This is a genomic window from Microbacterium sp. SS28 (assembly GCF_022761035.1).
Lineage (GTDB): Bacteria > Actinomycetota > Actinomycetes > Actinomycetales > Microbacteriaceae > Microbacterium.
This window is the reverse complement of record NZ_JAKWJP010000001.1, coordinates 595887-622592: the sequence shown is the minus strand read 5'-3', so window position 1 is coordinate 622592 and position 26706 is coordinate 595887. Positions and strand designations below refer to the sequence as shown.

The window sequence follows — 26706 nt, the reverse complement described above, 5'->3', positions numbered from 1 at the left end:
CGGATGCCTCGGCCCGACGCGAACGCCGGGCCGAGGCATCCCGAATCGACTACTCCGCGGGGTAGTCGACGATGAACTGCGGCGTGCCGACGTTCGACATCGTCGCGGCCGTGCCGACGTCGTTCACGACGTGGTCGATCCTGCCGGCGCTGAGGTTGACCGTCATGATGTGGTGCAGCCGCACACCCGGCGTCTCGGGCGCCGAGAAGCCGTTCGCGGTCACGATGGACGGGTTGTTCTGGTTGAACACGTATACGCCCGCGCCCTCGAGCAGGTGGCTCTTCACCCCCGCCGCGACAACGTACCCGGGGTAGCCGAGCGTCCCGTCGGGCTGCGTCCAGTCCGCCTGCGTCGGCGGGTCGTACGGAAGCTCGTTCTGATACAGGATCACGTGTCCGTCCTCGCCCTTCCAGAGGGTGTTGTACTTCTGGAAGTGCTCGACGAACAGCCCCGTCGCGGTGACGTCGTCGCCGTTCACGATGACGCCGTTCGTGCCGGTGTTGGTCGCCCAGCGCTGCGTGTCGCCGTTGACCCCGCCCGTGAAGCCCTCGAGGCCGTGGTCGGCGCGCCACACCCAGATGTGGTCGATGAGCACGCCGTCCGCGTTGACCTCGAGCGCCGTCGTCGTCTTGCCGATGTGCGGCCCGCCGACGCGGAAGTACACGTCGCTCAGCGTGATGGGGTTCGTGGCGACTGCCTTGTTGCCGTGGCCGTTGCCGTTCGCCTTGCCGATGCGCATGAGCGCAGGCGACAGCGTCGTGCCGGCGTCGATCGTGACACCGGCGATGACGACCCCCGCGGCATCCGCCACCTCGATCGGAACCGCACCGCCCACGGACGTGAGCGTCGCGTGTCCCATGCCGAGCACGACGGTGTCGGGGCGCTTGACGTCGATCGTCTTGGCGATGTCGTAGACGCCGGGCGTCAGCAGCAGGTGCTTGCCGCGGGCGAGGTTGGTGTTGATGACCTGCGCCGAGTCGCCCGGCTTCGCGATGTAGAAGTCGCTGATCGGGATGCTGCGTCCCGCCGTCTCTCCGTCGGCCCACGAGACGCCGCTCGTGCCGTGCTGAGCCGAGGGCACCCGCACGGCGTAGCGCCCGTCGGCGCCGACGTAGAGGTACGGCTTCTCCCGCGAGACGGGCGTCGAGTCGATCGTCGTGTAGGTCTGCGATGGGAAGCCGGCGTCGTCCGGGGCGCCTACGACGCCCGAGAAGACCTGATTCCAGACGCCGTTGGTCCAGTTCGCGACCTCGCTGTTGCGCGTGAGCCACTGCTGCTGCGAGCCGTTGATCGTGACGGGCAGGCGGGAGTCGGCGATGAACCCACCGCTCGCATACTGCGGCCCGGCCGTGCAGTAGTCCATGAGCGACAGGTTGCCGCCCGAGATGTCGAGGCGACGCAGCGAGACCGCCTGCGACACGGCCCAGAAGTTCGTGCCGGTGCGGCACGCGCGCTCGGCAGCCTGCACGTCGATGCTCAGGTTCGACAGCGTGCGCCAGAAGTTCGTCAGCGCGATGCAGTTCGACGTGCCGCCGCCGTCCAGGCACCGGTTGTAGACCTCGACCGCGCCCGTGATCGTGACGTCCTCGGGCGAGGCGCCGAGGCCCGCGACCTCCGTGTAGTAGCCGACCTCGAACCGCAGCGGCTGGGCCGGCGTGCCGTACTCGCCGGGCAGGAAGTACACGGCGTGCCGGGCCGACGACATCTCGGCGTCGCGCTGCTCGTCGGCGAGGGCGTCGACGGCCGCCTGGATGCTGTCGAGTGGCGTGTCGGGGCTGAAGACCGTGACGTTCGGACCGAAGTCCGGATTCGTCGGGTCGATCTGCTGGGGTGGTGCGGCCTGGGCGGGCGTCGCGACGAGCGCTCCTGCCAGAAGGGCCGCACCGGCCGACATCGACACGATGGTTCGCGTGCGACGCCGGCGGTGGCGCAGGGATTCGGGGCGGGGGATCATGCGGGGGAGTTCCTCTCCGTTGAGGTCCCCACGGCGGACACCGTGGTTACTTACCGCACAGTAACCAATTCTTCGGAGCGGGGACAAGACCCGATGCCGCCCGTTGCGGCGCGGCAATGGGCCGGAATGACGCCATCGGACCGCCGTCCACCAGCCGGGTGTGTGCGACATCGGACCCGCCGAGATCCGCAAGCGCCGGATGTCGGGGTCCGTCGGGCTTGCGGCATCCGTCGTCTTCCTGATCCTGGCGTTCGTCTTGCGGCTCGGCGGCCCGATGCCTCGATAGTCTGCGCGGATGAGTTCCGTCGACCGCCGCCTCCTTCCGATCTGGGTCTGGTTCTCGATCGGTGCCGGGGGAGCCCTCGTCGGCCTGCTCCCGTGGCTCGTGACGGGCGCGCGGCTGCCGTTGCAGAACCTCGCTGCCGACCAGTCGACGACCGTTACCCCGTTCGCACTCCTGCCCTTCAGCCAGTACTTCCTCGCGACGATCGTCGCGCTGCTGGTCGTCGGTGCGGCCGCCGCGGGGATCGCGGGTCGAGCCCTGGGCGAGCGCCGCCCGCGCTTCGGCACGGCGGCGCTGGTGTTCGGGATGCTCGCGGTGCAGCTCGTCGCGATCGTGCAGTCGTCCGTCGTGACAGTGGCGTCGCTCGAGCGTTCGACGCGCACCGCGGTCTACGCCGGTGCGGTCGTCGCGGTGATGATCGTGTCGATCCTGGTGGGCCTGCTCGTGGGGCTGCTCATCGCGCGCGCACCCGTCCCCGGCGCCACGATCGGACTGGCGCTCGCCGCGATCGTCTCGGCGTCGTGGGCGGGCGCGGCCCTGCGCGAGGTCCTCCTTCTCGGCCCGAACGAGCTCGTCCAGGTCATCTCGTTCGTCCTGCGCTGGATGCCCGGCCTGCTCGTGGGTTGCGCGATCGCGTGGTGCGGCTTCCGCACGGGCGGGCGCATCGCCGCCGTCATCGTGAGCCTCGCCGCGCTGTGGATCGGACCCGCCTTCTTCACGGCCGTGTCGGCGGCGGCCGGGACGCGCGTGCTCGCCGCCTATCCGCGCGAGATGGCCGATTACGCGGTGCAGGTGTTCCTCATGGCGCTCACGCTGCCCGAGCTCGTGCTCCCATCACTGGTGGTCGCGCTCGTGGTCGGCGTCGCGGGATCGCTTCTGCTCGACCGGCTCCGCCGCAAGGACCCGGGCAGCGCGGCCCCCGCCGCGACGGCCTCCGAGTCCGTGCCCGCCCCGTAGTGCTCCGCCCCTCTCGCGCCCCGGCCTCGCGCGTCGCCCGCCGTCCCCACCGTCGCCCGGCGCGCCCCGCCCTCGGCGCCCCTCGCCCATCCCGGTCCCCGAGCTCGCCGAGGGGTCGCCCCGCAACCGAGCGCAGCATCCATCGCCCGCAGGCATTACATTGAGCGCACGGTCATTCCTGGGGGCCGCAGGCTGCGTGCGTGGAACGCGCCGGTCATTCCCGACTCGAGGAGGACGAGATGGCTCGCACGCCCGCCGGATGGTACGAGATACCCGGGGGAGGCAAGCGGTTCTGGGACGGGCGCGAGTGGACGCCCGACGTCCTGGGCGCGCCGTCCAAGGAGGCCGAGTACGCCGGCCTCGCGCCCGACCTGGCACCCCCGCAGACGCTCGTCGTGCCGTCCGCAGCGCCGACCCAGCCGGTCTACGCTCACCAGGCCTACGACCGGCCCGCGTATGCGGAGCCGGCGTACGCCCAGCCGGTATACGCCCAGCCGGTCACGCCGCCGGGCTGGTATCCGAGCCCATCCGGTGCGATGCAGTGGTGGGACGGACGCGCGTGGGGCCCGCTCGCGCCGCCGAACACCGTCGTGGTGCGCCCGGCCAAGGAGAGCGGCATCGCCTACCTGTTCTGGTTCCTCCTGGGCGGTGTGGCGGGTCATCGGTTCTACCTCGGCCTCACCGCGTCCGCCGTGATCTTCAACCTCGTCTGGTGGGGCGGCTGGCTGCTGTCGCCGCTGCTCATCGGCATCCCTCTCGTCATCGCCGGCGGCATCTGGCTGCTGGTCGACCTGTTCGTGATCCCGTCCCTCGTCCGCTCGACGAACGCCGCGCGCGGCTTCTACCGCTAGCTCCCGCCCGCCTTCCGTGAGACGGATTCGCGGCAGGCGATAAGCCATGCGGCCTACCCTTGGCGCAGAACAGCAGGCCGACTCCTGACGGACAGGGGGCACGATGGCCGGATCCGGACACGATTCGGTGACGGGGTTGGACGACCGCACGCTCGGGCGCATCGACCTCATCCTCTTCGACGCCGATTACCGCGACGCCAAGGCAGCCCTCGAGGACACGTGGCGGGTCGCCGTCCTGGCCTCGGACCCCCGCACACTCACCGACCATGAGCGCGCGCGGGCAGCGGCGGTGCGCGACGCGAACGAACGACGCGACCCTGTCGCGGCGAAAGTCCGGGCGTCGAGCACGCGGCATCGCGCCCTCCTGGGCGTCGCATTCGTGCTCGGCGTGGTCGCCGTGGCGCTCGTCGCCACGCCGCGCAATGGCCCATTGGGACTGCAGGGGCTGCTGCCCGCCGGACTCTGCGCGGTGCTCTCGGTGTCGCTCCTCTGGTGGCTCGAACCGCGCCGCGCGAACGGATCGCTCTGGGGATCGCGCGTCCCTGCGGTCATCCACCTGATATTCGGGATGCTGTGGCTCCTGGTCGCCGCATATGTCCTGGCGTTCCGCTGGGGAGAGCTCGATCCGTATCGAGCACTCCCACAGACGACGGGCCTCACGCTGCTCGCATGCGCCGGCGTCGCGGCGGTCATCCTGTGGTTCCACGCGCTCCGAGCTGACCGCTCAGGACGTCAGACGGGGATCGCCCGGCTCACGGGCGACCTCCTCGATCCGCGCGACGAGCCGGAGGTCTACGAAGCTCTCGATCGATGGTGGGCGACCGCCGGGCCGGAAGCGATGCGGCGTGACGGGGTTCGCCTGCGACGAGTGCGCACGGAGGTTCTCGGCCGCCTGAGGCTCGCCATGCTCATCACCGAGCGGGACGAGCGGGCGGCATCCTGGACGTCCGAACCCACGCGATGGATCGAGCGTCGACGGTGAAAGCCTCGTCACCCCGAGTGACAAAGGCTCCGACTCGGCAGCGATACGCCGCCAGCACGTTCCTGCATCGATCTGGGCGCGGCTGCGCGTGGCGGTCTTGGCGCTAGGCGGGAGGGCCCGTCACCGGCGAACTGCCCGTCCACCGCCCCGCGGTGGGACAGCCGGCTCAGCCGCTGCGACCGGGAAGAGCATCCGGACGACCGCGTAGCCGATGACTGCGCCGACGAGCTGCGCCCCGATGAACGGCAACGCGGAGGAGGGAGCGATTCCCGCGAAGGTGTCGCTGAACATGCGGCCGATGGTGATGGCGGGGTTCGCGAAGCTCGTGGACGAGGTGAAGAAGTATGCCGCGCCGATGTATGCGCCGACGGCCGGCGCAGCGAGGTGCGAGCGTTCGGTCCGTACCAGCGCGAAGATCAGCACGATGAGTCCGGCGGTCGCGACGACTTCGGACAGCAGGAGGGGCCACCCTGAGCGATCGGCTGTGCTCCAGGCGATCGCCGGGGCGGCGAACATCACGTTGGCGAGCAGTGCGCCCACGATGCACCCGAGAACCTGGACGGGCAGATACGCCGCTGCGGTCGACCACGTCCGGCGATGGAGCGCGATGTCGACGAGGGTGACCACGGGGTTGAAATGCGATCCCGAGACCGTCGCGAAGACGAGGATCAGAACCGCCAGTCCGAGGGCGGTGGCGAACGCGTTCTCGAAGAGCTGCAGGCCGACGTCGGTGGGCGAGAGGCGCTGCGCGGCAATGCCGGACCCGATGACGACGGCGGCGAGTCCCGCGCTGCCGAGGAACTCGCCGGCAGCGGCGCGAACGGTGTGCGTCACGACGCGACGAGGAGCTGGGAGACGCGGTCCAGTGCGCCGGGCACGAGCGTGAAGTACGCCCACGTGCCGCGCTTGCTGCGCGTCAGGAACCCTGCCGTCGTCAGAATCTTGAGGTGGTGCGACACCGTCGGCTGGCTGAGTCCGACCGGCTCGATGAGGTCGCAGACGCAGGCCTCGGAGTTCTCCGAGGCGGCGACGATGGACAGCAGCCGGAGGCGAGTCGGATCCGCCAGCGCCTTCATGGTCGTGGCGAGCCGGTCGGCTTCTTCGGCGGTGAGGGGCTCGCGAACGAGGGGAGCGCAGCACACGCCGGTGGTGATGTCCGTCACGTCGAGCATCGTGGTCATATATCGAGGCTAGTCGATATTGACAGATGTCGATACGTAGGTTCAGTATCGAGGTATCGAAGTTCATCGATATCCGTTGGAGGACGTTGTGACCCTACTCGACCTGACACCCCGCGTTCGTGCAGCCGGCCCGCTTTCGGCTCTGCCTGTCGCGATCATCGGCGCGGGGCCGATCGGCTTGGCCGCCGCGGCGAATCTGGTCGAGCGCGGCATCGACTTCGTCGTCTTCGAGGCGGGCGATGAGGTGGCGGCCAGCGTGCGGGCCTGGGGTCACACGCGTCTGTTCTCTCCATGGAAGCATCTCGTGGATCCCGCGTCGCGCCGCCTGCTCGAGGAGCGCGGGTGGGAACTGCCGGATCCTGAGCGCGCGCCGACAGGGACAGAACTCGTCGAGAAGTACGTCTCCCCGCTCGCTGCCGTCGAGGAGATCGCTCAGCGGATCCGCACCGGCGTCGAAGTGATCGGCGTAACCCGCGAGGGGATGGACCGCACCCGGACCGCCCGCCGCGCCGTCACCCCCTTCGCGGTGCGCATCCGGACGGCGAACGGCGACGTGGAGGACGTTGCTGCGCGCGCGGTGATCGACGCATCCGGCACGTACACGTCTCCGAATTCGCTCTCCTCGAGCGGGCTTGAACTGCTGGGGATGGCAGACATCGCCGACCGTGTCACTCCAGCGCTTCCCGATGTGCTCGGCAAGGATCGCGCCGCGTTCGCGGGCCGACGGGTAACCGTCGTCGGCGCCGGGCACTCCGCCGCCAACACGCTGCTGGCGCTGGTGCAGCTCGCGAGTGAGGAAGCCGGCACCACGGTGACCTGGCTGATCCGCAACGCGAAAGCCGTCCGCGTATCCTCTTCGCCCGACGATGAGCTCATCGGTCGCGCCAACCTCGGAAGCCGCGTCGACCGAGCCGTCGAGCGGGGCGACATCGCCCTCGTCGACGGCTTCGAGATCATCCGAGCCCGCCGCACAGGCGACGCCGTCGAACTGGTCGGACATCACCGCGGTGACGTCGTGACCCACGAGGCCGACATCGTCGTGAATGCCACCGGGTTCCGGCCGAACCTCGACATCCTCCGAGAGATCCGACTCGAGCTCGATGAGATCGTCGAGGCGCCCAAGCGGCTCGCACCCCTCATCGACCCGAACGTGCACTCCTGTGGCAGCGTCGAGCCCCATGGCTTCCGCGAGCTGGCCCACCCGGAGCAGGGGTTCTTCATCGTCGGGATGAAGTCATACGGGCGGGCGCCGACGTTCCTGCTCGCCACGGGCTACGAGCAGGTGCGTTCGGTGACGGCATGGCTGAGCGGCGACACCGCGTCCGCGTCGAACGTCGAACTCGTGCTTCCCGCAACGGGTGTCTGCTCGACGGACGCCGGCAACGGCGGTGGATGCTGTTGATGGCGGAAGTGCGCGAGATGGCCGCCGCTGACTGGCGGGCGGTCGAGGAGATCTACGCACAGGGGATCGAGGACGGGGAGGCGACCTTCGAGGTCGCCACCCCGACCTGGCAGAGCTTCGACGCCGGGAAGCCGCCCGGACTGCGGTTCATCGCCGCCGACGAGAGCGGCGCTCTTCTCGGTTGGATCGCCGCCTCGCCGGTGTCCTCCCGCCCGGCGTACCGCGGCGTCGTCGAGCACTCGGTCTACATCGACCGCAGCGCTCGTGGACAAGGAGTCGGTCGCCGCCTCCTCGACGTGTTCATCGACGCTGCCGAGGATGCGGGGATCTGGACGATCCAGTCCAGCATCTTCCCGGAGAACGCCGCGAGCCTCAGACTGCATGAGGCGGCGGGCTTCCGGGTGGTGGGCCGGCGCGAGCGCATCGCGCGGTCCGGCATCGGCCCGCACGCCGGCGCGTGGCGCGACACGCTCTTGATCGAGCGGCGCAGCGACACGGTCCAGAGCGACTGAAGCAGGGACGGCCCGCCATTCACCGGTGCCCCCATGGTCGATAGACTCGCGTCTATGGATCCCGCGACGAGCTTCGCCTCCTTGGGAGATCCGACCCGCATTCGCATTCTTCGGTTGATCCGCGACTCCGCGGATGGGCGGGCTCTGGTCGGCAGGCTCGCGGAAGCGCTGGAGCTTCGACAGCCGACAGTCAGCCACCATGTGAAGGTGTTGCACGATGACGGCATCGTCGTGCGCGAGCCTGAGGGGCGCCGCGTCTGGTACTGGATCGCAGACGAGCATGCAGATCGTGTCGACGCGCTTCTCGGCGGCGGCTTGGAGCCCGCGCGGCAACCGGACCTCGAGCGAATCGCCCGCGATCTTTCGCTCCGCTTTCGCGGCGTGTTCAGCCCAGAGACCGTCCACGCCACGGTGCTGGAGAGCTGCCGGCTGCTGGTCGGCAGCTCGCGGTCTCCGGTGCTGGCCAGCCGCACGGCGACGTTCGCCGCAACGCGCTTGGAAGCGCTCAGCCACGAGATCGCGCACGCGCCCGCGGTGCCCACGGTGCTCTTCGTGTGCGTGCAGAACGCCGGCCGCTCACAGATCGCGGCGGGCATACTCCGGCAGCTCGCGGGCGATCGAGTCGCCGTGAGGACCGCGGGTTCGGAGCCGGCGAGCGACGTGCGCCACAGCATCGCGGCGGCGCTCGAAGAGATCGGCGTATCGCTCGGCGGGGAGTTTCCCAAGCCGCTCACCGACGAGGTCGTCCGCGCCGCCGACGTCGTCGTCACGATGGGATGCGGCGATGCGTGCCCGGTCTACGCCGGCCGACGGTACCTGGATTGGGACCTGGACGACCCGGTCGGCAAATCGCCGGAGCGGATTCGTGCGATCAGGGACGACATCGAGGTCCGCGTGCGCGGTCTGCTCGTGGAGTTGTTCCCCGAACGTTCATCTGATCCGGCTCGATAGTCATATAGATAGCGGTCTATGCTTTCAGGAAGAGAAAGAGAGACCGCCATGAGTGAAAAGCCCACCGTTCTGTTCGTGTGCGTCCACAACGCCGGCCGTTCGCAGATGGCCGCCGGGTATCTGCGCGCCCTCGGCGGCGACGAGGTCGAGGTGCTCTCCGCGGGGTCCGCGCCCAAGGACGTCATCAATCCCGTGGCCGTCGAAGCGATGGCGGAAGAAGGCATCGACATCGCAGGCAACACCCCCAAGGTGCTGACGGTCGACGCCGTCAAGGAATCGGATGTCGTCATCACGATGGGCTGCGGCGACGCGTGCCCGATCTTCCCGGGCAAGCGCTACGAAGACTGGGAGCTCGACGACCCGGCCGGTCAGGGAATCGAGGCGGTGCGTCCCATTCGTGACGAGATCCGCCGGCGAATCGAGGCGCTGATCGATGATCTGCTTCCGGAGCGGGTGGCGCAGGCCTGAACGCAAGATGTGAAATGGCGCCGCCCCTTCGGGACGGCGCCATTTCACAGTGCGGAGGATGGGGGATTCGAACCCCCGAGGGCTTTCACCCAACACGCTTTCCAAGCGTGCGCCATAGGCCACTAGGCGAATCCTCCGGAAGCCACAAGGGCCAGAGGACATCCTACCTGCTGCCGGGCGGCGGGCCGAACGCGGCTCAGGTGCGCGCGCCTCTCGAGCCCGCGCTCGCGTAGACCGACCCCGGCCGCACGACGAGCGATCTCGGCAGGATGACGCCGCGGAGGCGGCGCATGGAGGGCAGGTGCTCGAAGAGCGCGGCGCGGACGGAGGCCGCGGCATCCGCCATCGAACCGTCCACCGAATCGGAGGCGATCTCGGCGTAGCTCGTGCGCTCGATCGCGGCGACGAGCCGCGTCGTCGCGGCCAGCGGCGCGCCGTGCTCGTCGATGAGGCGCCTTCCGAGGGCGCGGGGCGACTCGCTCGCAGGGGCCGCGATGCCCAGGTCGATCGCGGCGTCCTGCACGACGGTCCACGCTGCGACCGCGTCGCCGCGGGCAGCCGCGGCGAGCATGCGGCGCGTGCGAGCGCCCTGGATGAGCGCCGGAATCGACAGGGCCACGAGCGCTGCGACGAGGGCACCGAACATCGGCAGCGGATTGACGGTCGTGCTGGAGGAATCGGCCTGCGAGACAGAGGGGTCGTCGAGCGAGCGCTCGGCCTCGGGGAGGAGCGCCGACGCGGACGGCGTGGGCCCGTCCAGCGGGTCGCGGACGTCGCCCGGGTTGTCGGCGAGCGTCGCGGCGGGTGAGAAGGTCGTGGGCACGCCGAGGCCGACGGTGGGCTCGAACGGGACCCAGCCGATGCCGTCGAAGTAGACCTCGGGCCACGCGTGCAGCTGGCTGCTCATGACCGTGTACACGGTCTGCCGGTCGACGGCGTCCGTCGTGGCGGTGCCCGGGAGGAACCCGACGACGATGCGCGAGGGCATTTCGAGCGTCCTCGCCATGAGCGCGAAAGCCGAGGCGAAGTGCACGCAGTACCCTTCCTTCGCCTCCAGGAATCGCGCGACAGCCTGCGCCCCGCTGCCGTCGAAGCGGTCCTCGACGGGCGCGTCGAGGGAATACCGGAAGCCGCTGCTGCGGAACCACCGCTGCAGCATCGCGAGGGCGTCGTAGTCGTTCTGCGCTGTCGCGGTCACCTCGCGGGCCGTCTGCTCGATGATCTCGGGCATGCCGCCCGGCAGCGCCTTCGTCTCCTCGCGCAGCTGCTCGCCGACGGCCGATGCGGCCCGGATCTGCTCCAGCGACGGTCGCGGCACGTGCGTGACGACCGCGTACTCCTGGCCCGCCGTGGACGTCGTGCGCGACACGACGGTGCGGTTGTAGGGGACGGCCTCCCAGTCGCCCTCGAGCCCCGTGACGCCGACGGCAGGGAACGGCACCGGCAGCCACGGCGAGACGAGGTCCTGCACGGAGACGATCGTCGTGTACTCCGTCACGCGGATGTCGGCGGTCACCTCGGGCTCGTCGAGGCCGAGTTCGCTTCCGAGCGGCACGGACCGCACGCGGTCGGGCTCCCAGATCGCTCCGTCGAACTCCGAGAGCGTCGCGGCGCGCAGATACGGTGCTCCCGCCATCGACGACCGGACGGTCAATGCAACAGTCTCCCGCGGCCGGCGAAGGTCGTCGCCGAGCTGCAGCGACACGTCGATGCCGGGACCTGCGCCGATCCCGCCGCTGCCGGCCTGGATGGCCGGCTGGGGGAGCAGCGGGGAGGCGACGATCGCGACCACGACGGCGATCGCGCCGATGCCGAGGGCCGTTGCCGTGGCACCGCCCGCGCGCGACGCATCGCGCGGTGGCTTCGGCTCGCGCGCGCGGGTCTCGGCGCGGAGGAGGAAGAGCACGGCGCCCGCCAGCAGCACGAAGGCGGGCACGTCGACGCCCCGCGGCACCGCGATCGAGGGAATGAGCGAGACCGCGATGAGTCCGACGGCGGCGAGCAGCGGCATCCGTGCCGTCAGCACGACGTGGTCGACGATGATCGCGAGCGCCGCCGTGGCACCCACGATGAGGAAGGCGAGCTCGGGCCCCGCGTCGAGCGGCGCGGCGCCGAGCGCGATCTCCTGCGACGCGGCGGCCAGCGCCTCGGGGACGGCGCGGAGCGTGCTCGGGGTCGGCACGAAGAACAGCAGCGCCGTGTCGCGGAAGAAGAGGAACGTCAGCGCGAGCGCCCACGCGGCGAGCTCGAGCAGGCTCACGGCGACGGCGGGCAGACGGTAGCGCCGTGCGACGAAGCCCACGGCGAGGATGATCGCGGTCAGCACCGTCGCCCCGAGCAGCCATGGCCACGGCCGTACGACGCCCGTGACGGGGAGCAGCGCCGCGAAGATCGCGACGAAGACGCCGATCGTCATGCCGAGATCCGGGGGGCGTCGCAGCTCGCGCTCGTCGGCGGGCCGCTGCCTGCCCACGTGGACGCTGCCGTCGGCCTGCACCCGCTCAGCGGAACGCACGGCTCACCCCCCGCTCGACGACGGCGGTCCATGCGCTCGCCATTTCGGAGAACGGCGGGACGGATGCCGCATGCCACCCGGCATCGAGCGCACGCCCCAGCGCGTCCTGCGTGGGCGAGACGGCGAGCAGGATCGGCAGCGAGCTGTGGTGGACGATGGGCGCGATCGCGTCCGCGTCCGCGCGGTCGAACCGGCCGGTCACGAGGACGACGGGACCCGTCATGACGCCGAGGAAGACCTTCGACAGTCGCTGCAGATGGTCGTCCTTGCGGGCCGTGAGCGTCGCGAAGTGCGTGCGGACGTCCTCGACGGCCGTCATGTCGCCGCCGTCGATGTGCTCCGCGAGCGGAGTGCCGTCGGTGTCGATGATGTCGACGGCGTAGCCGTCCTGCACGAGGCGCGTCAGGACCGAGATCGCGATCGAGACGGCGGTCTCGAATCCCGGGTCGGAGCCCGTCGAGGCCAGCGCATCGGCCGTGTACCGCAGCACGCCGCGATCGAGCACGACGACGGCATCGGGCGTCGACTCCTGCTCCTCCTGGCGCACCATGAGGTCGCCGCGGTGCGCCGACGCGCGCCAGTGGATGCGGCGCATCGAGTCGCCCGGGACGTACGGCCGTGCCACGAGATTGTCGGCGCCCTGCCCGAGGTGGTTGGTCTGCGAGTGCAGCGTGCCGCCGGCGTCGCCGAGCAGGTTGATGAGGGGCGAGAGCTCGATCGAGGCCGGCGCGATCGTCACCTTGGCGTGATCGGCGAAGGTCATGCGGCGGCGCGCGAGTCCGAAGGGATCCATCGACGTCACGGTGAGGGGCCCGAGGGAATGGATGCCGCGCCGTACGCCCGTCACGGTGTACTCGAGCTCGACCGACTTCTCGGCTCCGCGGAAGCCCGAGCCGATCGCGGGGAACGAGCCGCGCGCGACCCCGCCCACGCCGAGCGGCAGCGCGTCCTGCCACGTTCCGGGAGCCGTCGGGAAGGGCGAGCGCACGCCGACGCGCGTGACGACCGTCGACGTGCGGCCGACCGTGCCGACATCGGGGGAGAGGGACCGCGTGACGCGATCGGTGCGGCGCACGAGGTGCAGCGACACCCATGCGGCGACGAGGACGCCGAGGAGCAGCATCCCGAAGTACATCAACTCGACGACTCCGAGCTCGTTCGCGACGATGAAGCACGCGATGCCGAGTGCGAGGGCCCCCGAGCCGCGCACCGTGAACGGCCACAGGCGTCTCATGACGACCTCGCGGCGCTGGGGGGATGCACGGCGGTCTCCTGGCTCAGGGACGCGCGGCGATCGGCACGCGCACGCTCTGTGCGATGCGCTCGAGGATCAGGGTGACGGCGTCGGCGCCCGAGCGGACCCGCGAGCCGCCCGCCGCGCGGGTCGGGATGAGCCGGTGCGCGAACACCTGCACGAGAAGGGCGGTGATGTCGTCGGGGATGACGAACTCCCGCCCGTCGAGAGCCGCCCACACCTTCGCGGCGCGGACGAGCTGGAGCGTCGCGCGGGGGCTCGCGCCCAGGCGCAGGTCGGAGTGCGCGCGCGTCGCGTGCGCGAGCGCGACGGCGTAGTCCTCGATCGTCGGGGCGACGTGCACGGCGCGGGCCCAGGCCACGAGACGCGAGACCTCGGCGGCCGAGGCGACGGCGCGCAGCGCCTCGAGAGGGTTGACGGTGTCGCGCTGGCGCAGCATGAGCGCTTCGGACCGCGCGTCGGGGTAGCCCATCGAGATGCGCATCATGAACCGGTCGCGCTGCGCCTCGGGCAGCGCGTAGGTGCCCTCCATCTCGAGCGGGTTCTGCGTCGCGACGACGAGGAACGGGTCCGGGAGCGGATGCGAGTGCCCGTCGACCGTGACCTGGTGCTCCTCCATCGCCTCGAGCAGGGCCGACTGCGTCTTGGGGGATGAGCGGTTGATCTCGTCGGCGATCACGATGTTCGCGAAGATCGCGCCGGGCTTGAACTCGAACTCGCGCTCGAGCGGGTTGAAGACGCTGACGCCCGTGACGTCGCCGGGCAGCAGATCGGGAGTGAATTGGATGCGGCGCACCGTCGCGTCGACGGAGGCCGCGAGCGCCCGCGCGAGCATCGTCTTGCCGACACCCGGGACGTCCTCGATGAGAAGATGCCCCTCGGCGAGGAGGCACACGAGCGCCGAGCGCACGGCGTCGGGCTTGCCGTCGATGACACTGCCGACGGCATCCGTGATGCGCCCGGTCATGCGGGCGAATGCGTCAGCGTCGATCTCGTCGCTGTCCGCCGCCGTGGCTTCCGTCGTCGCCGTATCCGCCACCGCGACCTCCCCGGTCCCACCGTCGTTCTGGGGGCGCCATCGCCCTTGTCCTGATCCTAATCGCGTGGGCGGTGCTGTGGGCCTGAGAGATCGCTGGGCAGGGGGTCCGCCGATCGGGGCCCGCCCGGCGATTCTCGCTCGCAGATCCTCGCCCCGGATCGATGCAGGCAGCATCATGTGCGTATGAGCGAACCGGCATCAGACTCGCCGAAGCGCGGGTCGCGGACCACGATGATCGTGCTGATCGCCGTCGTCGCGGTGGTCGTCATCGTCGCGCTGATCGCGGTCTTCGCGCGCAGCGCCCCCGCGCAGTACGACGAGGGCACGCCCGAGGGGGTCGTGCAGCGCTATTCGCAGGCTGTCGTCGACGGCGACGTCGACACGGCGATCGACTATCTCGTCCCCGAGATCGCGGACGACTGCGAGCAGACCTCGGCCGGCACCGAGGATCGGCGCGTGACGCTGCTCGAGACCACCGTGCGCGACGACTCCGCTCGCGTCGAGGTGCTGATCGCGACCGTCTACGGGTCGGGGCCGCTCGGCACGAGCGAGTACGAGAACGAGGGCGTCTTCGAACTCGAGCGCACGGGCGGCGACTGGCTCATCTCTGCCACGCCGTGGGAGTTCGTCGTGTGCGCACAGACAGAGCCGCGCTGATGGCCGGGCCGGGGCGGGCGCAGACGGCCGTGCGCCGCATCATCGTCTATGTCATCCTGTTCGCGCTCGTCGTCGTCGCGGCGATCGGGCTCACGGGACTCCTCGAGCGCGCGGTCGGCGCGGGTCAGGTGCTCACCTCGGGCGATTCGGGGCTCGCGCGCTCGCTCGCCTTCACCGTCATCGGACTCCCGCTCGCGGGCCTGCTGTGGTGGTGGCAGCGGCGCCGGTTCGCCGAAGCGGACGAACGACGGTCGCTCGTCTGGGCGCTCTACCTCGCTGCGATGTCGACGACGGCGCTCATCACCGCGAGCGTCGGGCTGTCGACGGCGGCCGCGGAAGGCATCGAGGGACGATGGGATGCCGGTGCCGCAGCCTCCGCCGTCGTGTGGAGCGCCGTCTGGCTCTGGCACCGGCATATGCGGCGCAGCGCCGCCACGGCGCCCGCGCGGCTGCCGTACGTCCCGGTGTCGCTCGGCGCGCTGTACGGACTGGCGGTCGCCGCAATCGGTGTGATCACGGCGCTCGCCGCGCTCATCGAGGCGGCCCTCTCGCTGGGCGGCGAGGTGCTCGTCTCGTCGCAGTCGTGGTCGACGGCGGCGGCGCAGGCACTCGCGTGGGCGCTCGTAGGCGCCGTCGTATGGTGGTGGCACTGGTTCGTCGAGGGCGGACGCGATGCGCCGGGCTCGTTCGCGCCGGTCGTGCTCGTCATCGTCGTGGGCGCCGCGGCGGCCACGACCCTCTACGCGACGGGCTTCGCCCTCTTCACGCTCCTGCGCGTGCTCTTCGATGACGATCCCGTCGCAGAGGTCATGGCGTCGCTCGACGTCGCGATCGCCGCCGCGCTCATCGGCGGCATCGTGTGGGCCTATCACGCGCAGGTCGTCGCCCGCCGCTCGGAGGGTGTGCGGCGGGGTGCGCGACTGCTCGTCTCGGCCGTCGCCCTCATCGGCGCCGCGAGCGGGTTCGGCGTCGTGATCAACGGGCTCCTCGCGACGCTGTCGCCCAACCTCGTCGACGACGACCCGCGCACACTCCTGCTCGGCGGCCTGAGCGCGCTGGTCGTCGGTGCGCCCGCATGGTGGTTCGCGTGGCAGCCGACGCGCGCCGCCTCGGCGGACGATGCGGCCGACCGCGCTCGCCGCGTCTACCTCGTCACGATCTTCGGGGCGAGCGCCGTCGTCGCGATCGCGGCGGTCCTCATCATCGGCTTCCGCGTCTTCGAGTTCGCGCTCGGCGCGGGCGGCGCGGCAGGCCTCATCGAGCGCATCCGCGCCCCGTTCGGCCTGCTCGTCGCGACGGCCGTCGTCTTCGCCTACCACTTCGCGGTCTGGCGGCACGATCGCGCGATCGCGAAGCCGGCAGCCGCCGTCGCGACGGTGGGCCGGGTCGTCCTCGTCGCGGCCGCGGAATCGGGCGAGCTCGTGCGCGGCATCCGCTCGGCGACCGGCGCGTCCGTGTCGGTGTGGCACGAGAGCGGGGCCCCCGGCGGCGCCGGGCTCGGCGACGTCGACCTCCCCGCCGTGCTCTCGGCGATCGAGGGGTTGTCGGCGCCGAGCGTTCTGATCCTCGCCGAGACGGGCGGGGGAGTGCGGGCGATCCCGCTTGACGAGGCCGCGGCACTCGCCTCGTCGGCGAACGGCTAGACTGTTCTCAGCTCTCCGCGTGACGGCATCCAGGCCAACTCCCCCAGGACGGAAACGTAGCAAGGGTAACCAGGCTCTGCCGGGTGCGCGGAGAGTCTTACTTTTTCCCGGGGCTTCTCTCGACGTCGTGATTTCTCCGGGTGACCGCCTGGCCGCGGCACCCGCCCGCCCATAGGCTGGGCCGCGTGGCGCAGAGCATCTTCATCACCTCGGCAGAAGGTCACTCGGGCAAGTCCACCATCGCGCTGGGGGTGCTCGACGCCCTGAGCCACGCGACGCCGCGGGTCGGGGTGTTCCGCCCCATCGCGCGGTCGACGCGCGAGCGCGACTACGTCCTCGAGATGCTGCTCGACCACGACGGCGTCGACCTCGACTACGACCTGTGCGTCGGCGTCACGTACGACGACGTGCGTCAGGATCCGGATGCCGCGCTCGCGACGATCGTCCAGCGCTACAAGACCGTCGAATCCCAGTGCGACGCCGTCGTCATCGTCGGCAGCGACTACACCGATGTCGGCAGCCCGACCGAGCTCGGCTTCAACGCGCGCATCGCCGCGAACCTCGGCGCGCCGGTCCTGCTCGTCGTCAACGGACGCGGCAGCGAGGGCGAGCACCTCGGCACGTCCTCGCCCCGCACGCCGGAGGAGATCGGACAGCTCGCGGCCCTCTCGCTCGCCGAGCTCGCGCACGGCCGCGCCGGCCTGTTCGCCGTCGTCGTCAACCGCGCCGACCCCGCGAGCCTCGTTGACACGGTCACCGCGGTGCGCACGGTCGTCGACGCGACGGCGACCCCCGAGCGCGCGACGGCCGTCGGCACCGTGGGCGTGTGGGTCCTGCCGGAGGACCGACTCCTGGTCGCGCCGTCCGTCCGCGATGTCATGCGCTCCGTCGACGGGAAGGTGCTCAAGGGTGAGCCGCAGATGTTCACCCGTGAAGTGCTCGAGGTCGTCATCGCCGGGATGTCGCTCGTCAACGTGCTGCCGAGGCTCGTCGACGGCGCCCTCGTCGTCATCCCCGCCGACCGTGTCGAGGTGCTGCTCGCGACGCTGCTCGCGCAGCGGTCCGGCACCTTCCCCTCCGTCTCGGGGATCGTCCTGAACGGCCCCTTCCCGCTGCCCGACGACATCGACCGCCTCATCGACGGCCTCGGCGCGACGCTCCCGATCGTCACGACGGATCTGGCGACCTACGACGCGATCGTGAAGATCATGGCGGCGCGGGGACGGCTCGCCGCCGACTCGCAGCGCCGCTACGACACGGCCCTCGCGCTGTTCGAGAGCCACGTCGACACCGAGGCGCTCGTCCGGTCGCTGGGCCTCGCGCGCTCGACCGTCCTGACGCCGCTCATGTTCGAGTACGGCCTCATGGAGCGCGCCCGCGCGGATCGCCGGCACATCGTGCTGCCCGAGGGCGACGACGACCGCATCCTGCGCGCCGCCGCGAGCGTCCTCGCGCGCGGGATCGCCGACCTCACGATCCTCGGAGAGGAGATCGAGGTGCGCAGCCGCGCCCTCGAGCTCGGCCTCGACATCGCCGGGGCCACGATCCTGAGTCCCTTCGACGCCGTTCACGTCGACAGGTTCGCGCGCGAGTACGAGCGCCTGCGCGCCCACAAGGGAGTCACCTACGCGCAGGCCGCCGACACCGTGACCGACGTCTCGTACTTCGGGACGCTCATGGTGCATCTGGGCCTCGCGGACGGGATGGTCTCGGGCGCCGTGCACACGACAGCCCACACGATCCGGCCCGCGTTCGAGATCATCAAGACGAAGCCGGGCGTCTCGGTCGTCTCGTCGGTGTTCCTCATGGCGCTCGCCGACCGCGTGCTCGTCTACGGCGACTGTGCGGTGATCCCCGACCCCTCCGCGACTCAGCTCGCCGACATCGCCGTCTCGTCGGCCGCGACGGCCGCGCAGTTCGGCATCGATCCCAGGATCGCGATGCTGTCGTACTCGACGGGAGAGTCCGGATCCGGCGCCGAGGTCGAGAAGGTGCGCGAGGCGACGGCCCTCGTACGCGAGCGCGCCCCCGAGCTGCTCGTCGAGGGGCCGATCCAGTACGACGCCGCGGCGGACGCGGCGGTCGCGAAGGCGAAGATGCCGGAGTCGGATGTCGCGGGCCGCGCGACGGTCTTCGTGTTCCCGGATCTCAACACGGGCAACAACACCTACAAGGCGGTGCAGCGCTCGGCGGGCGCCGTCGCGATCGGGCCCGTCCTGCAGGGGCTCAACAAGCCCATCAACGACCTGTCGCGCGGCGCGCTCGTCGACGACATCATCAACACGATCGCGATCACCGCGATCCAGGCCCAGGGTGGGGGAGCCACGGCATGAGCGTCGTGCTGGTCGTCAACAGCGGTTCGTCCTCTTTCAAGTACCAGCTCATCGACATGCAGGCCGAGGTCGTCCTCGCGTCGGGGCTCGTCGAGCGCATCGGCGAAGAGGTGGGGGAGTCGCGGCACACCGTCTACTTCTCGGCCGACGAGGGGGAGCCCGCTCCCGCCGCGCGCGACGCGAAGTACACGCGCGAACTGCCGATCCCCGACCACACGGCGGGGTTCCGCGTCATGCTCGACGCGTTCGCCGAGCACGGCCCCTCGCTCGACGATCACGCGCCGACCGCCGTCGGGCACCGGGTCGTGCACGGCGGCGCCCGGTTCTTCGAGCCGACCCTCATCAGTCCGCTCGTCGAGATCAACATCGACGAGCTCTCGGTGCTCGCGCCGCTGCACAATCCCGGCGCGCTGCAGGGCATCAGGGCCGCGAAGGCAGACTTCCCCGATCTCCCGCACGTCGCGGTGTTCGACACGGCGTTCCACCAGACCCTGCCGCCCGCGGCCTACACGTATGCGATCGACCGCACGCTCGCCGAGGCGCATCGCATCCGCCGCTACGGCTTCCACGGCACATCGCACAAGTTCGTCTCGGAGGCCGCCGCGGCGTTCCTCGGCCGCCCGCTCGAAGAGCTCAAGCAGATCGTGTTCCACCTCGGCAACGGCGCGTCGGTCACGGCGGTCGACGGAGGCCGCTCGGTCGACACGTCGATGGGGCTCACGCCGCTCGAGGGACTCGTCATGGGCACGCGCTCGGGCGACATCGACCCCGCGGTCCTGTTCCATCTGGCGCGCCGCGCGAACTTCTCGATCGACGACCTCGACACGCTGCTGAACAAGCGCAGCGGCATCCTGGGCCTCGCCGGAGTCTCCGACATGCGCGATGTCGAGGACGGAGTGCAGCGAGGGGATGCCGCGGCCACACTCGCCTTCGAGGTGTACCTGCATCGCCTCCGCTCCTACGCGGGTGCGTACCTCGCCGAGCTCGGCGGCGCGGACGTCATCTCGTTCACGGCGGGCGTCGGTGAGAATTCGCCGCTCGTCCGCGCGGGTGCCCTCGAGACGCTCGGATTCGCGGGGGTCGAGATCGATCCCGAGCGCAACGAGGCGCGCGGGCGCGGCATCCGGGTCATCTCGACCGATTCCTCGCGCGTCACGGTGCTCGTCGTCCCGACGAACGAAGAGCTCGAGATCGCCCGGCAGGCGCTCGCCGCGGCAGAGGCCTGACGCTCTTCGTCGGACGATTGCAGCTTATTCGGACCAATCCTGCGATTCGGTCCGAATGAGGTGAAATGCTCCGAGGGACGTGCGGTGCGAGGGCGGACCCGGCATCCGTCACGCATCCGTAACGCGCGCATCCTCCTGCTGTCGGGAGCGGCGGACTACGCTGGCATGACGGCACGACGAAGAGCCGGCAGTCCGACCACCCGCTTCCTTTCTGGAGGTTCTGTGCCCGCTGACGCCCTGCCCGACCTGACCGGCTACGACGCCGTGCTCTTCGACCTCGACGGTGTGCTGACACCGACCGCGGAGGTGCATATGCACGCGTGGCGGACGATGTTCGAGGAGCTCTTCGCGGCGTGGGGCATCGATCCGGAGTACACGGATCGCGACTACTTCGAGTACCTCGACGGCAAGAAGCGCTACGACGGCGTCGCGAGCCTTCTGCACAGCCGCGACGTCGAGGTGCCATGGGGCGACCCGTCCGACGCCGTCGAGGCCGACACCGTGTGCGGCATCGGCAACCGCAAGAACGCCGTCTTCTCGCGCGTCCTGCGCACCGACGGCATCGAGCCCTACCCGGGCTCGATCGCACTGCTCGACGCGCTCGCCGTGGCAGGCACCCCCGTCGCCGTCGTGTCGAGCTCGAAGAACGCCGAAGAGGTGCTGCAGGTCGCGGGGATCCGCGAGCGGTTCCCGGTCGTGATGGACGGCGTCATCGCCGAGCGCGACCACCTGGCTTCGAAGCCTGCACCGGATGTCTTCCTCGAGGCCGCGCGCATGATGGGCGTCGAGCCCGCCCGCAGCGTAGCCGTCGAGGACGCGCTGAGCGGAGTGAAGTCCGCGGTTGCGGGCGGCTTCGCCCTCGTCGTGGGCGTCGACCGCGGCGTCGGGGCCGAGGTCCTGCGCGATGCGGGTGCACACATCGTCGTCCAGGACCTGGAGGAACTCGTCTGATGATCGACCGCGACCGCTTCCCCGTCGACCCCTGGCGGCTCGTCGAGAAGAACTTCATCCTCGCGGACGCCGGCGTCACCGAGACGCTGTTCGCCGTCGGCAACGGGTACCTCGGCCTGCGCGGCAACATGCCCGAGGGCCGGCACGCGCACGAGCACGGCACGTTCATCAACGGTTTCCACGAGACGTTCCAGATCCGCCACGCGGAGCAGGCCTACGGCTTCGCCGAAGTCGGGCAGACGATCGTCAACGCGCCCGACGCGAAGGTCATGCGCATCTACGTCGACGACGAGCCGCTGTCGTTCGACGTCACGGACGTGCGCGACTACGAGCGCTCGCTCGACATGCGCGACGGCGTGCTGCGCCGCGGTCTCACGTGGGTGACGCCCTCGGGAAAGCACGTGCGCGTCGACTTCGAGCGTCTCGTGTCGTTCGAAGAGAAGCACCTCGCCGTCATGCGGGTCGACGTCACGGTGCTCGACGCCGACGCCCCCGTCACGGTCAACTGCCAGCTCATCAACCGCCAGGACGGCGAGGACGTCTACGGCGGTGCGAACGTGGGGACCAAGAAGGGCGGCTTCGACCCGCGCAAGACCGAGAAGCTCCACGAGCGGGTGCTGCAGCCGCAGGACTTCTGGCAGGACGACATGCGCTCCGCGCTCTCGTACCGCGTCGCAGAGTCGGGCATGACGATCGCCGTCGTTGCCGACCACGTCGTCGAGACCGACAACGAGTTCTCGGCGCGCCGCCTCATCGAAGCGGACATCGCGAAGAACGTCTTCCGGGTGCAGGCGAAGGCCGGTGTGCCCATCCGCGTGACGAAGCTCGTGAGCTACCACACGTCGCGCGGCGTGCCGGCGCGCGAGCTCGTCGACCGCTGCCGTCGCACGCTCGACCGCGCGCTCTCGGTCGGCACGGACGCCGTGTTCCTGCAGCAGCGCGCATGGCTCGATGCGTTCTGGGCGCGCTCCGACGTGCGCATCGCGGGACACGATGCCCTCCAGCAGGCGACGCGCTGGTGCCTCTTCCAGCTCGCTCAGGCGGCGGCGCGCGCGGACGGCCAGGGCGTCCCGGCGAAGGGCGTCTCGGGGTCGGGTTACAGCGGGCACTACTTCTGGGACACCGAGATCTACGTCCTCCCGTTCCTCATGTACACGACGCCGCTGTGGGCGCGCAACGCACTCCGCATGCGCTACCTCATGCTCCCGGCCGGCCGCAAGCGGGCATTCCAGCTCAATGAGGCAGGCGCCCTCTTCCCGTGGCGCACGATCAACGGCGAAGAGGCCTCGGCCTACTACGCCGCCGGCACGGCGCAGTACCACATCAATGCCGACGTCAGCTTCGCGCTCGCGAAGTACGTGCGCGCCACGGGTGACGTCGAATTCCTCTACCGCGAGGGCATCGACATCGCGGTGGAGACAGCGCGCCTGTGGACGACGCTCGGGTTCTGGCGTACGAGCGACGATTCCGTCGAGTCGTTCCACATCCATGGCGTCACGGGCCCCGACGAGTACACGACGGTCGTCAACGACAATCTCTTCACGAACGTCATGGCGCGCTTCAACCTGCGCTTCGCGGCGCGCGTCGTGCGGCTCATGGCCGACGACGACCCCGAGGCGTACCGCATGATGGTCGACCGCCTCGCGCTCGACCCGGAAGAGCCCGAGGCATGGGAGCGTGCCGGCGAGGCGATGCACATCCCGTACAGTGCGGCGCTCGGCATCCACCCGCAGGACGCCGTGTTCCTCGAGCGCGAGATCTGGGACCTCGAGCACACGCCGCCCGACAAGAGGCCGCTCCTGCTGCACTTCCACCCGCTCGTGATCTACCGGTACCAGGTGCTCAAGCAGGCGGATGTCGTGCTCGCGCTGTTCCTGCAAGGCAATCACTTCACCGCCGACGAGAAGCTCGCCGACTTCGAGTACTACGACCCGCTCACGACGGGCGACTCGACACTGTCGGCGGTCGTGCAGTCGATCCTCGCCGCCGAGGTCGGCTACCAGGACCTCGCACTCGAGTACTTCCTGCAGTCCGCGTTCGTCGATCTCGGCGACCTGCACCACAACGCGTCCGACGGCGTGCACGTCGCGTCGGCGGGCGGTGTGTGGACGGCGCTCATCGCGGGCTTCGGCGGAATGCGCGATCACTTCGGCACGCTGACGTTCGATCCGAGGCTCCCGGAGTCATGGGACGAGCTCGCGTACTCGCTGCAATGGCACGGAGCGCAGCTGGATGTCGCGGTCCGGCGCAGAGAGATCCGTGTCGCGTCGCAGGGCACGAGGCCCATCGACTTCCAGGTCAGGGGCGCGTCGTTCATCGTCGCCCCCGGCGAGGAGATCGTGGTGCCGCTCGCCGACCAGGGGCCCGTGCTGCCGGGGCGTCCGACGATCCGTCAGTTCGAGGACGTCCGGCGCGAAGACGGCACGCTGCTGTCGGCATCCGTCCCCACCGTCACGATGTCGATCCCGATCATCGGGGACGGAGCGGACGGCCCGGACGGCCCCCTCGACGTCTGAGGGGCGCTCAGAAGGCCTCGAAGAACGCGAGCTCGAGCCGCATCGACGCGACGAACACCTGCGTCATGCTGTCACGTTCGTCGACGGATGCCGCACCCGCGGCAGCCTCGGCGGCCGCGATCGCGCGCTTCGTCGCGTCTGCGAACGCGGGGTCGTCGTAGGTCTCGAGCCAGTCGCGGTAGGGGTGAGCCGGTGCGCTGAGCGCGCGCAGCCGACGCCCCACATCGCTGTACAGCCAGAAGCAGGGGAGCACCGCCGCCACGATCTCGGCGTACTGTCCGCGTGCGGCGACGGAGTCGAGATGGCCGAGATACGCGAGGGTCGCGGATGCCGCATCCTGCGTCGCGACGCCGATGCGCTCACGATGCAGCCGTGACTCCTCTTCGAGCGCGGACTCGGCGCAAGCGCCCCAGAACGCGCGATCGGCGTCGGTCGGCGCGAGATCGGCGGCGACCGCGAGCACGCGGGAGTAGCCGTGCAGGTAGAGGGCATCCTGCGCGAGATAACGGTGGAAGCGGGCCTCGGCGAGGGTCCCGTCGCCGAGTGCCTGCACGAATCCGCAGCGGTCGACGTCGGCGCGCACCCGGGCGGTGACCTGCCATGCGGCATCCGTCCACGACGCGGCCCGACGCAGCTCGTGGAAGTGGTCCACTGGCCCGTTGCCGCGTCCCACCTGCAGCGCGTCGGCGGCGGCGAGAGCGCCCGTGAGCCACGCCTTCGCCCTCGTCAGCGCGTCCGGCCACGAGAGCCCCGACGCGCGCAGCGTCGCCATCGCCGACGAGAGCGAGCACCCCGTGCCGTGGGTGCTGCGGGTCGCGATCCTCGGCCCGGTCACCTCGTGCACGGCCCCGTCCGCGACGATCGCATCGGGGGACGACCCGCCGGCGAGATGACCGCCCTTGACGAGCACCGCGGCTCCGCTCGACTCGTGCAGGGCATGCGCCTGGTCGAGCGCCGTCCGCCAGTCCTCGGCGGGCGCGCGCCCTGTGAGGACGGCGAGCTCGGCGAGATTCGGGGTCACGAGGTCGGCGCGCGAGCACAGCGCCCGCACGGCCTCCTCGGCCGCGCGGTCGAGCAGCCGGTCGCCGCTCGTCGCGACCATGACGGGATCGAGCACGACGATCGGCGGCGCGACGTCGTGCAGCCAGTCGTCGACCGTCTCGACGAGCGCGCGGGAGTGCAGCATCCCGATCTTGACGGCGTCAAGCGCGACGTCGTCGCTCACGGCGCGCAACTGCTCACTGAGGAAGGCCGCGGGCGGCACGTGGATCGACCGCACGCCGCGCGTGTTCTGTGCGACGAGCGCCGTCACGACGGCCATCCCGTAGCCGCCGAGCGCGCCGATCGACTTGAGGTCTGCCTGCACGCCTGCGCCTCCCGTCGGATCGGTGCCGGCGATGCTGAGGACTCTCGGCACGCTCATGCCGGGACCTGGCTCGCCGCGAGCGATCTCGCGAACTCGCGGGTCGCCGCACGCGGGTCGTCCGCTCCGCAGATCGCCGAGACGACCGCGACACCTGCGGCGCCGACGCGTCGCAGGGCGAGCACGTCGTCCGCCGTGACACCGCCGATCGCGACGCACGGGAACGCCGTGCGCTGCGCGAGCGCCGCGAAGCCGTCGATCCCGAGCGGCGCAGGGTGGTCGGGCTTCGTCGCCGTGGGGCGGATGACGCCGACGCCGAGGTAGTCGATCGTGCCGTCCGGCATGCCGGCGGCGGCCGCGAGGTGCTCCGGCGTGTTCGCGGTCCAGCCGATGAGCGACTCGGGGCCGAGGAGCCGCCGGGCGGCGCGGGGCGGCAGATCCCGCTGCCCGAGATGGATGCCGTCCACGCGGGCGCCGGCGTCGCGCGCCGCGAGGACGATGTCGAGGCGGTCGTCGACGACGAACGCGGCGCGTCCCGCGATGACGCGCGAGAGCACGATCGCTTGGACGAGCAGCTCGCCGGTGGCCGCGGCCTTCGAACGGAGCTGGACGACCGACACCCCCGCGTCGACCGCGGCGTCGACGACCGACGTGAGACGCGGGAAGGCGAGGCGCTCGTCGGTGACGAGATGCAGTGAGAGATCGTGCGCGGTCATCCCGCGAGCTCGACTGCCGCCCACACGAGCCGTTCGGCCTGCTCGTCCGACCGCAGGTCGTCCGGGGTGATCGTCGCGAGAGCGTCGAGGAAGGCGACGCCGAACGACCCCGGACCCTGCGCGACCGCAGCGGCCCGCTCCGAGGCGACGGCGAAGACGACGGATGCCGCGACCGCCGCCGACAGGGGGCTCGTGACGGCGAGGAACGCCGCCATGACGGCCCCGAGCGAGCACCCGCCGCCCGTGATCCGCGTCAGCAGAGGGCTGCCGCCGTGCACGCGGACGACGTCGACGCCGTCCGTCACGAGATCGACGGCTCCCGACACCGCCACGACTCCGCCGGTGCGTCGCGCGAGCTCGAGGGCGGCGTCCGCCGCCGAGTCCGGGTCGTCGGTCGCGTCCACGCCGCGCCCTCCGTTCGCGCGCCCCGCGACGGCGAGCACCTCGGACGCGTTGGCGCGCACGATCGCGGGGCCCGCCGCGACGAGCTCCGCCGCGAGGGCCGTCCGCACGGGGAGCACGCCGACGGCGACGGGGTCGAGCACCCACGGCGTTCCCGCGCACACCGCTTCGCGGGCCGCCTCCCGCTGCTCGGCGGTGGGGGTGCCGAGGTTGACGAGGACGCCGCCGGCGATCCCCGCGAACATCCACGCCTCGCCGGGCAGGTCGCACATGGCAGGTGACGCGCCCAGCGCGAGGAGCGCGTTCGCCGTGAAGTTCGTCACGACGGCGTTCGTGATGCACTGCGTGAGCGGTGCGGCGGCGCGGAGCGCTTCGAGCGCCTCCGCCGGGGGCAGATGCGTGGAGATACGCGCGGTCATCGGGACATCCCTTCGCTCGTCCTAACGAGATCAGGTTCGACGGGTGTGTTCTCAGCTCGCGTCGCGAGCACCCCGTGTCACTGCCGAGCAATGTATCAGCAGGCCCGTCGCGCGTGTCAAACCGGCTGGG

At 70.7% G+C, this 26706-nt stretch carries 23 protein-coding genes, 1 tRNA gene, 1 other RNA gene and 1 riboswitch; of the genes, 15 read left to right on the top strand and 10 right to left on the bottom strand.

Annotated elements, in window-relative coordinates; translation table 11 throughout:
- Positions 1-49 precede the first annotated feature (49 nt).
- The gene (locus MJ607_RS02875; protein ID WP_243074030.1) at positions 50-1954 is read right to left on the bottom strand and encodes a glycosyl hydrolase family 28-related protein; all 1905 of its coding nucleotides are present in this window, start codon (positions 1952-1954) and stop codon (positions 50-52) included.
- 160 nt (positions 1955-2114) lie between these two features.
- Between MJ607_RS02875 and MJ607_RS19855 the strand changes: the two genes are divergently transcribed.
- From MJ607_RS19855 to MJ607_RS02860, 4 genes are all read left to right on the top strand, one after another.
- Positions 2115-2240 (top strand): hypothetical protein, encoded by a 126-nt coding sequence (locus MJ607_RS19855; RefSeq protein ID WP_279234283.1) that lies wholly within the window; start codon positions 2115-2117, stop codon positions 2238-2240.
- 9 nt (positions 2241-2249) lie between these two features.
- Positions 2250-3194 carry a hypothetical protein gene (locus MJ607_RS02870; protein WP_243074029.1) on the top strand — a complete coding sequence of 315 codons (945 nt, stop codon included), beginning with the start codon at positions 2250-2252 and terminating at the stop codon, positions 3192-3194.
- A gap of 239 nt (positions 3195-3433) precedes the next feature.
- A complete protein-coding gene (locus MJ607_RS02865; protein ID WP_243074028.1) occupies positions 3434-4045 on the top strand; it encodes a TM2 domain-containing protein in 612 nt (203 codons plus the stop codon).
- A gap of 103 nt (positions 4046-4148) precedes the next feature.
- Positions 4149-5027, top strand: a complete 879-nt coding sequence (locus MJ607_RS02860; RefSeq protein WP_243074027.1) for a hypothetical protein — start codon at positions 4149-4151, stop codon at positions 5025-5027.
- Between the two features lie 120 nt (positions 5028-5147).
- Here MJ607_RS02860 and MJ607_RS02855 read toward each other — a convergent pair whose 3' ends face one another.
- The gene (locus MJ607_RS02855; RefSeq protein ID WP_243074026.1) at positions 5148-5861 is read right to left on the bottom strand and encodes an MIP/aquaporin family protein; all 714 of its coding nucleotides are present in this window, start codon (positions 5859-5861) and stop codon (positions 5148-5150) included.
- Positions 5858-6208 carry a metalloregulator ArsR/SmtB family transcription factor gene (locus MJ607_RS02850; RefSeq protein WP_243074025.1) on the bottom strand — a complete coding sequence of 117 codons (351 nt, stop codon included), beginning with the start codon at positions 6206-6208 and terminating at the stop codon, positions 5858-5860. Before MJ607_RS02850 ends, MJ607_RS02855 begins: the two co-directional genes overlap by 4 nt.
- Before the next feature lie 88 nt (positions 6209-6296).
- On the opposite strand from MJ607_RS02850, the gene MJ607_RS02845 reads away from it, so the two are divergent.
- The 4 genes from MJ607_RS02845 to MJ607_RS02830 are packed head-to-tail and all read left to right on the top strand — an operon-like array spanning position 6297 to position 9541.
- Positions 6297-7610, top strand: coding sequence for an FAD-dependent oxidoreductase (locus tag MJ607_RS02845; RefSeq protein ID WP_243074024.1), 1314 nt, complete (start codon positions 6297-6299; stop codon positions 7608-7610).
- Positions 7610-8122 (top strand): GNAT family N-acetyltransferase, encoded by a 513-nt coding sequence (locus tag MJ607_RS02840; protein ID WP_243074023.1) that lies wholly within the window; start codon positions 7610-7612, stop codon positions 8120-8122. The genes MJ607_RS02845 and MJ607_RS02840 overlap by 1 nt, the downstream gene beginning before the upstream one ends.
- Positions 8123-8176: 54 nt before the next feature.
- On the top strand, positions 8177-9073 hold the full coding sequence (locus MJ607_RS02835; RefSeq protein WP_243074022.1) for a metalloregulator ArsR/SmtB family transcription factor: 897 nt from the start codon (positions 8177-8179) through the stop codon (positions 9071-9073).
- A gap of 48 nt (positions 9074-9121) precedes the next feature.
- Positions 9122-9541: an arsenate reductase ArsC gene (locus MJ607_RS02830; protein WP_243074021.1), complete on the top strand. Its 420-nt coding sequence runs from the start codon at positions 9122-9124 to the stop codon at positions 9539-9541.
- 52 nt (positions 9542-9593) lie between these two features.
- On the opposite strand, the gene MJ607_RS02825 is transcribed toward MJ607_RS02830, so the two are convergent.
- The 4 genes from MJ607_RS02825 to MJ607_RS02810 all read right to left on the bottom strand — a co-directional run bounded on the left by MJ607_RS02825 (position 9594) and on the right by MJ607_RS02810 (position 14278).
- A tRNA-Ser gene (locus MJ607_RS02825) sits at positions 9594-9678 on the bottom strand.
- Between the two features lie 59 nt (positions 9679-9737).
- Positions 9738-12056 carry a DUF3488 and transglutaminase-like domain-containing protein gene (locus MJ607_RS02820; protein WP_243074020.1) on the bottom strand — a complete coding sequence of 773 codons (2319 nt, stop codon included), beginning with the start codon at positions 12054-12056 and terminating at the stop codon, positions 9738-9740.
- Positions 12043-13290 carry a DUF58 domain-containing protein gene (locus MJ607_RS02815; RefSeq protein ID WP_243074019.1) on the bottom strand — a complete coding sequence of 416 codons (1248 nt, stop codon included), beginning with the start codon at positions 13288-13290 and terminating at the stop codon, positions 12043-12045. Before MJ607_RS02815 ends, MJ607_RS02820 begins: the two co-directional genes overlap by 14 nt.
- Positions 13291-13333: 43 nt before the next feature.
- Positions 13334-14278, bottom strand: coding sequence for a MoxR family ATPase (locus MJ607_RS02810; protein WP_243074509.1), 945 nt, complete (start codon positions 14276-14278; stop codon positions 13334-13336).
- A 255-nt stretch (positions 14279-14533) separates the two neighbouring features.
- Here MJ607_RS02810 and MJ607_RS02805 point away from each other — a divergent pair, with 255 nt between their 5' ends.
- From MJ607_RS02805 to MJ607_RS02775, 7 genes are all read left to right on the top strand, one after another.
- Positions 14534-15007: a hypothetical protein gene (locus MJ607_RS02805; RefSeq protein WP_243074018.1), complete on the top strand. Its 474-nt coding sequence runs from the start codon at positions 14534-14536 to the stop codon at positions 15005-15007.
- The gene (locus MJ607_RS02800; RefSeq protein WP_243074017.1) at positions 14983-16650 is read left to right on the top strand and encodes a DUF5671 domain-containing protein; all 1668 of its coding nucleotides are present in this window, start codon (positions 14983-14985) and stop codon (positions 16648-16650) included. Before MJ607_RS02805 ends, MJ607_RS02800 begins: the two co-directional genes overlap by 25 nt.
- Positions 16651-16656: 6 nt before the next feature.
- Positions 16657-16753: signal recognition particle sRNA small type (gene ffs, locus MJ607_RS02795), an RNA gene on the top strand.
- Between the two features lie 82 nt (positions 16754-16835).
- The gene (gene pta, locus MJ607_RS02790; protein ID WP_243074016.1) at positions 16836-18983 is read left to right on the top strand and encodes a phosphate acetyltransferase; all 2148 of its coding nucleotides are present in this window, start codon (positions 16836-16838) and stop codon (positions 18981-18983) included.
- A complete protein-coding gene (locus tag MJ607_RS02785; protein ID WP_243074015.1) occupies positions 18980-20209 on the top strand; it encodes an acetate/propionate family kinase in 1230 nt (409 codons plus the stop codon). Before pta ends, MJ607_RS02785 begins: the two co-directional genes overlap by 4 nt.
- Before the next feature lie 222 nt (positions 20210-20431).
- The gene (locus MJ607_RS02780) at positions 20432-21160 is read left to right on the top strand and encodes an HAD family phosphatase (RefSeq protein WP_243074014.1); all 729 of its coding nucleotides are present in this window, start codon (positions 20432-20434) and stop codon (positions 21158-21160) included.
- Positions 21160-23676, top strand: coding sequence for a glycoside hydrolase family 65 protein (locus tag MJ607_RS02775; RefSeq protein WP_243074013.1), 2517 nt, complete (start codon positions 21160-21162; stop codon positions 23674-23676). The genes MJ607_RS02780 and MJ607_RS02775 overlap by 1 nt, the downstream gene beginning before the upstream one ends.
- Before the next feature lie 7 nt (positions 23677-23683).
- Here MJ607_RS02775 and thiD read toward each other — a convergent pair whose 3' ends face one another.
- The 3 genes from thiD to thiM all read right to left on the bottom strand — a co-directional run bounded on the left by thiD (position 23684) and on the right by thiM (position 26576).
- The gene (gene thiD, locus MJ607_RS02770; RefSeq protein ID WP_243074012.1) at positions 23684-25099 is read right to left on the bottom strand and encodes a bifunctional hydroxymethylpyrimidine kinase/phosphomethylpyrimidine kinase; all 1416 of its coding nucleotides are present in this window, start codon (positions 25097-25099) and stop codon (positions 23684-23686) included.
- Complete coding sequence (thiE, locus tag MJ607_RS02765) at positions 25096-25755, bottom strand: thiamine phosphate synthase (protein ID WP_243074011.1); 660 nt, start codon at positions 25753-25755, stop codon at positions 25096-25098. The genes thiD and thiE overlap by 4 nt, the downstream gene beginning before the upstream one ends.
- Positions 25752-26576: a hydroxyethylthiazole kinase gene (gene thiM, locus MJ607_RS02760; protein WP_243074010.1), complete on the bottom strand. Its 825-nt coding sequence runs from the start codon at positions 26574-26576 to the stop codon at positions 25752-25754. The genes thiE and thiM overlap by 4 nt, the downstream gene beginning before the upstream one ends.
- Positions 26567-26661, bottom strand: a riboswitch (TPP riboswitch). Its footprint overlaps the gene before it by 10 nt.
- Positions 26662-26706 lie beyond the last annotated feature (45 nt).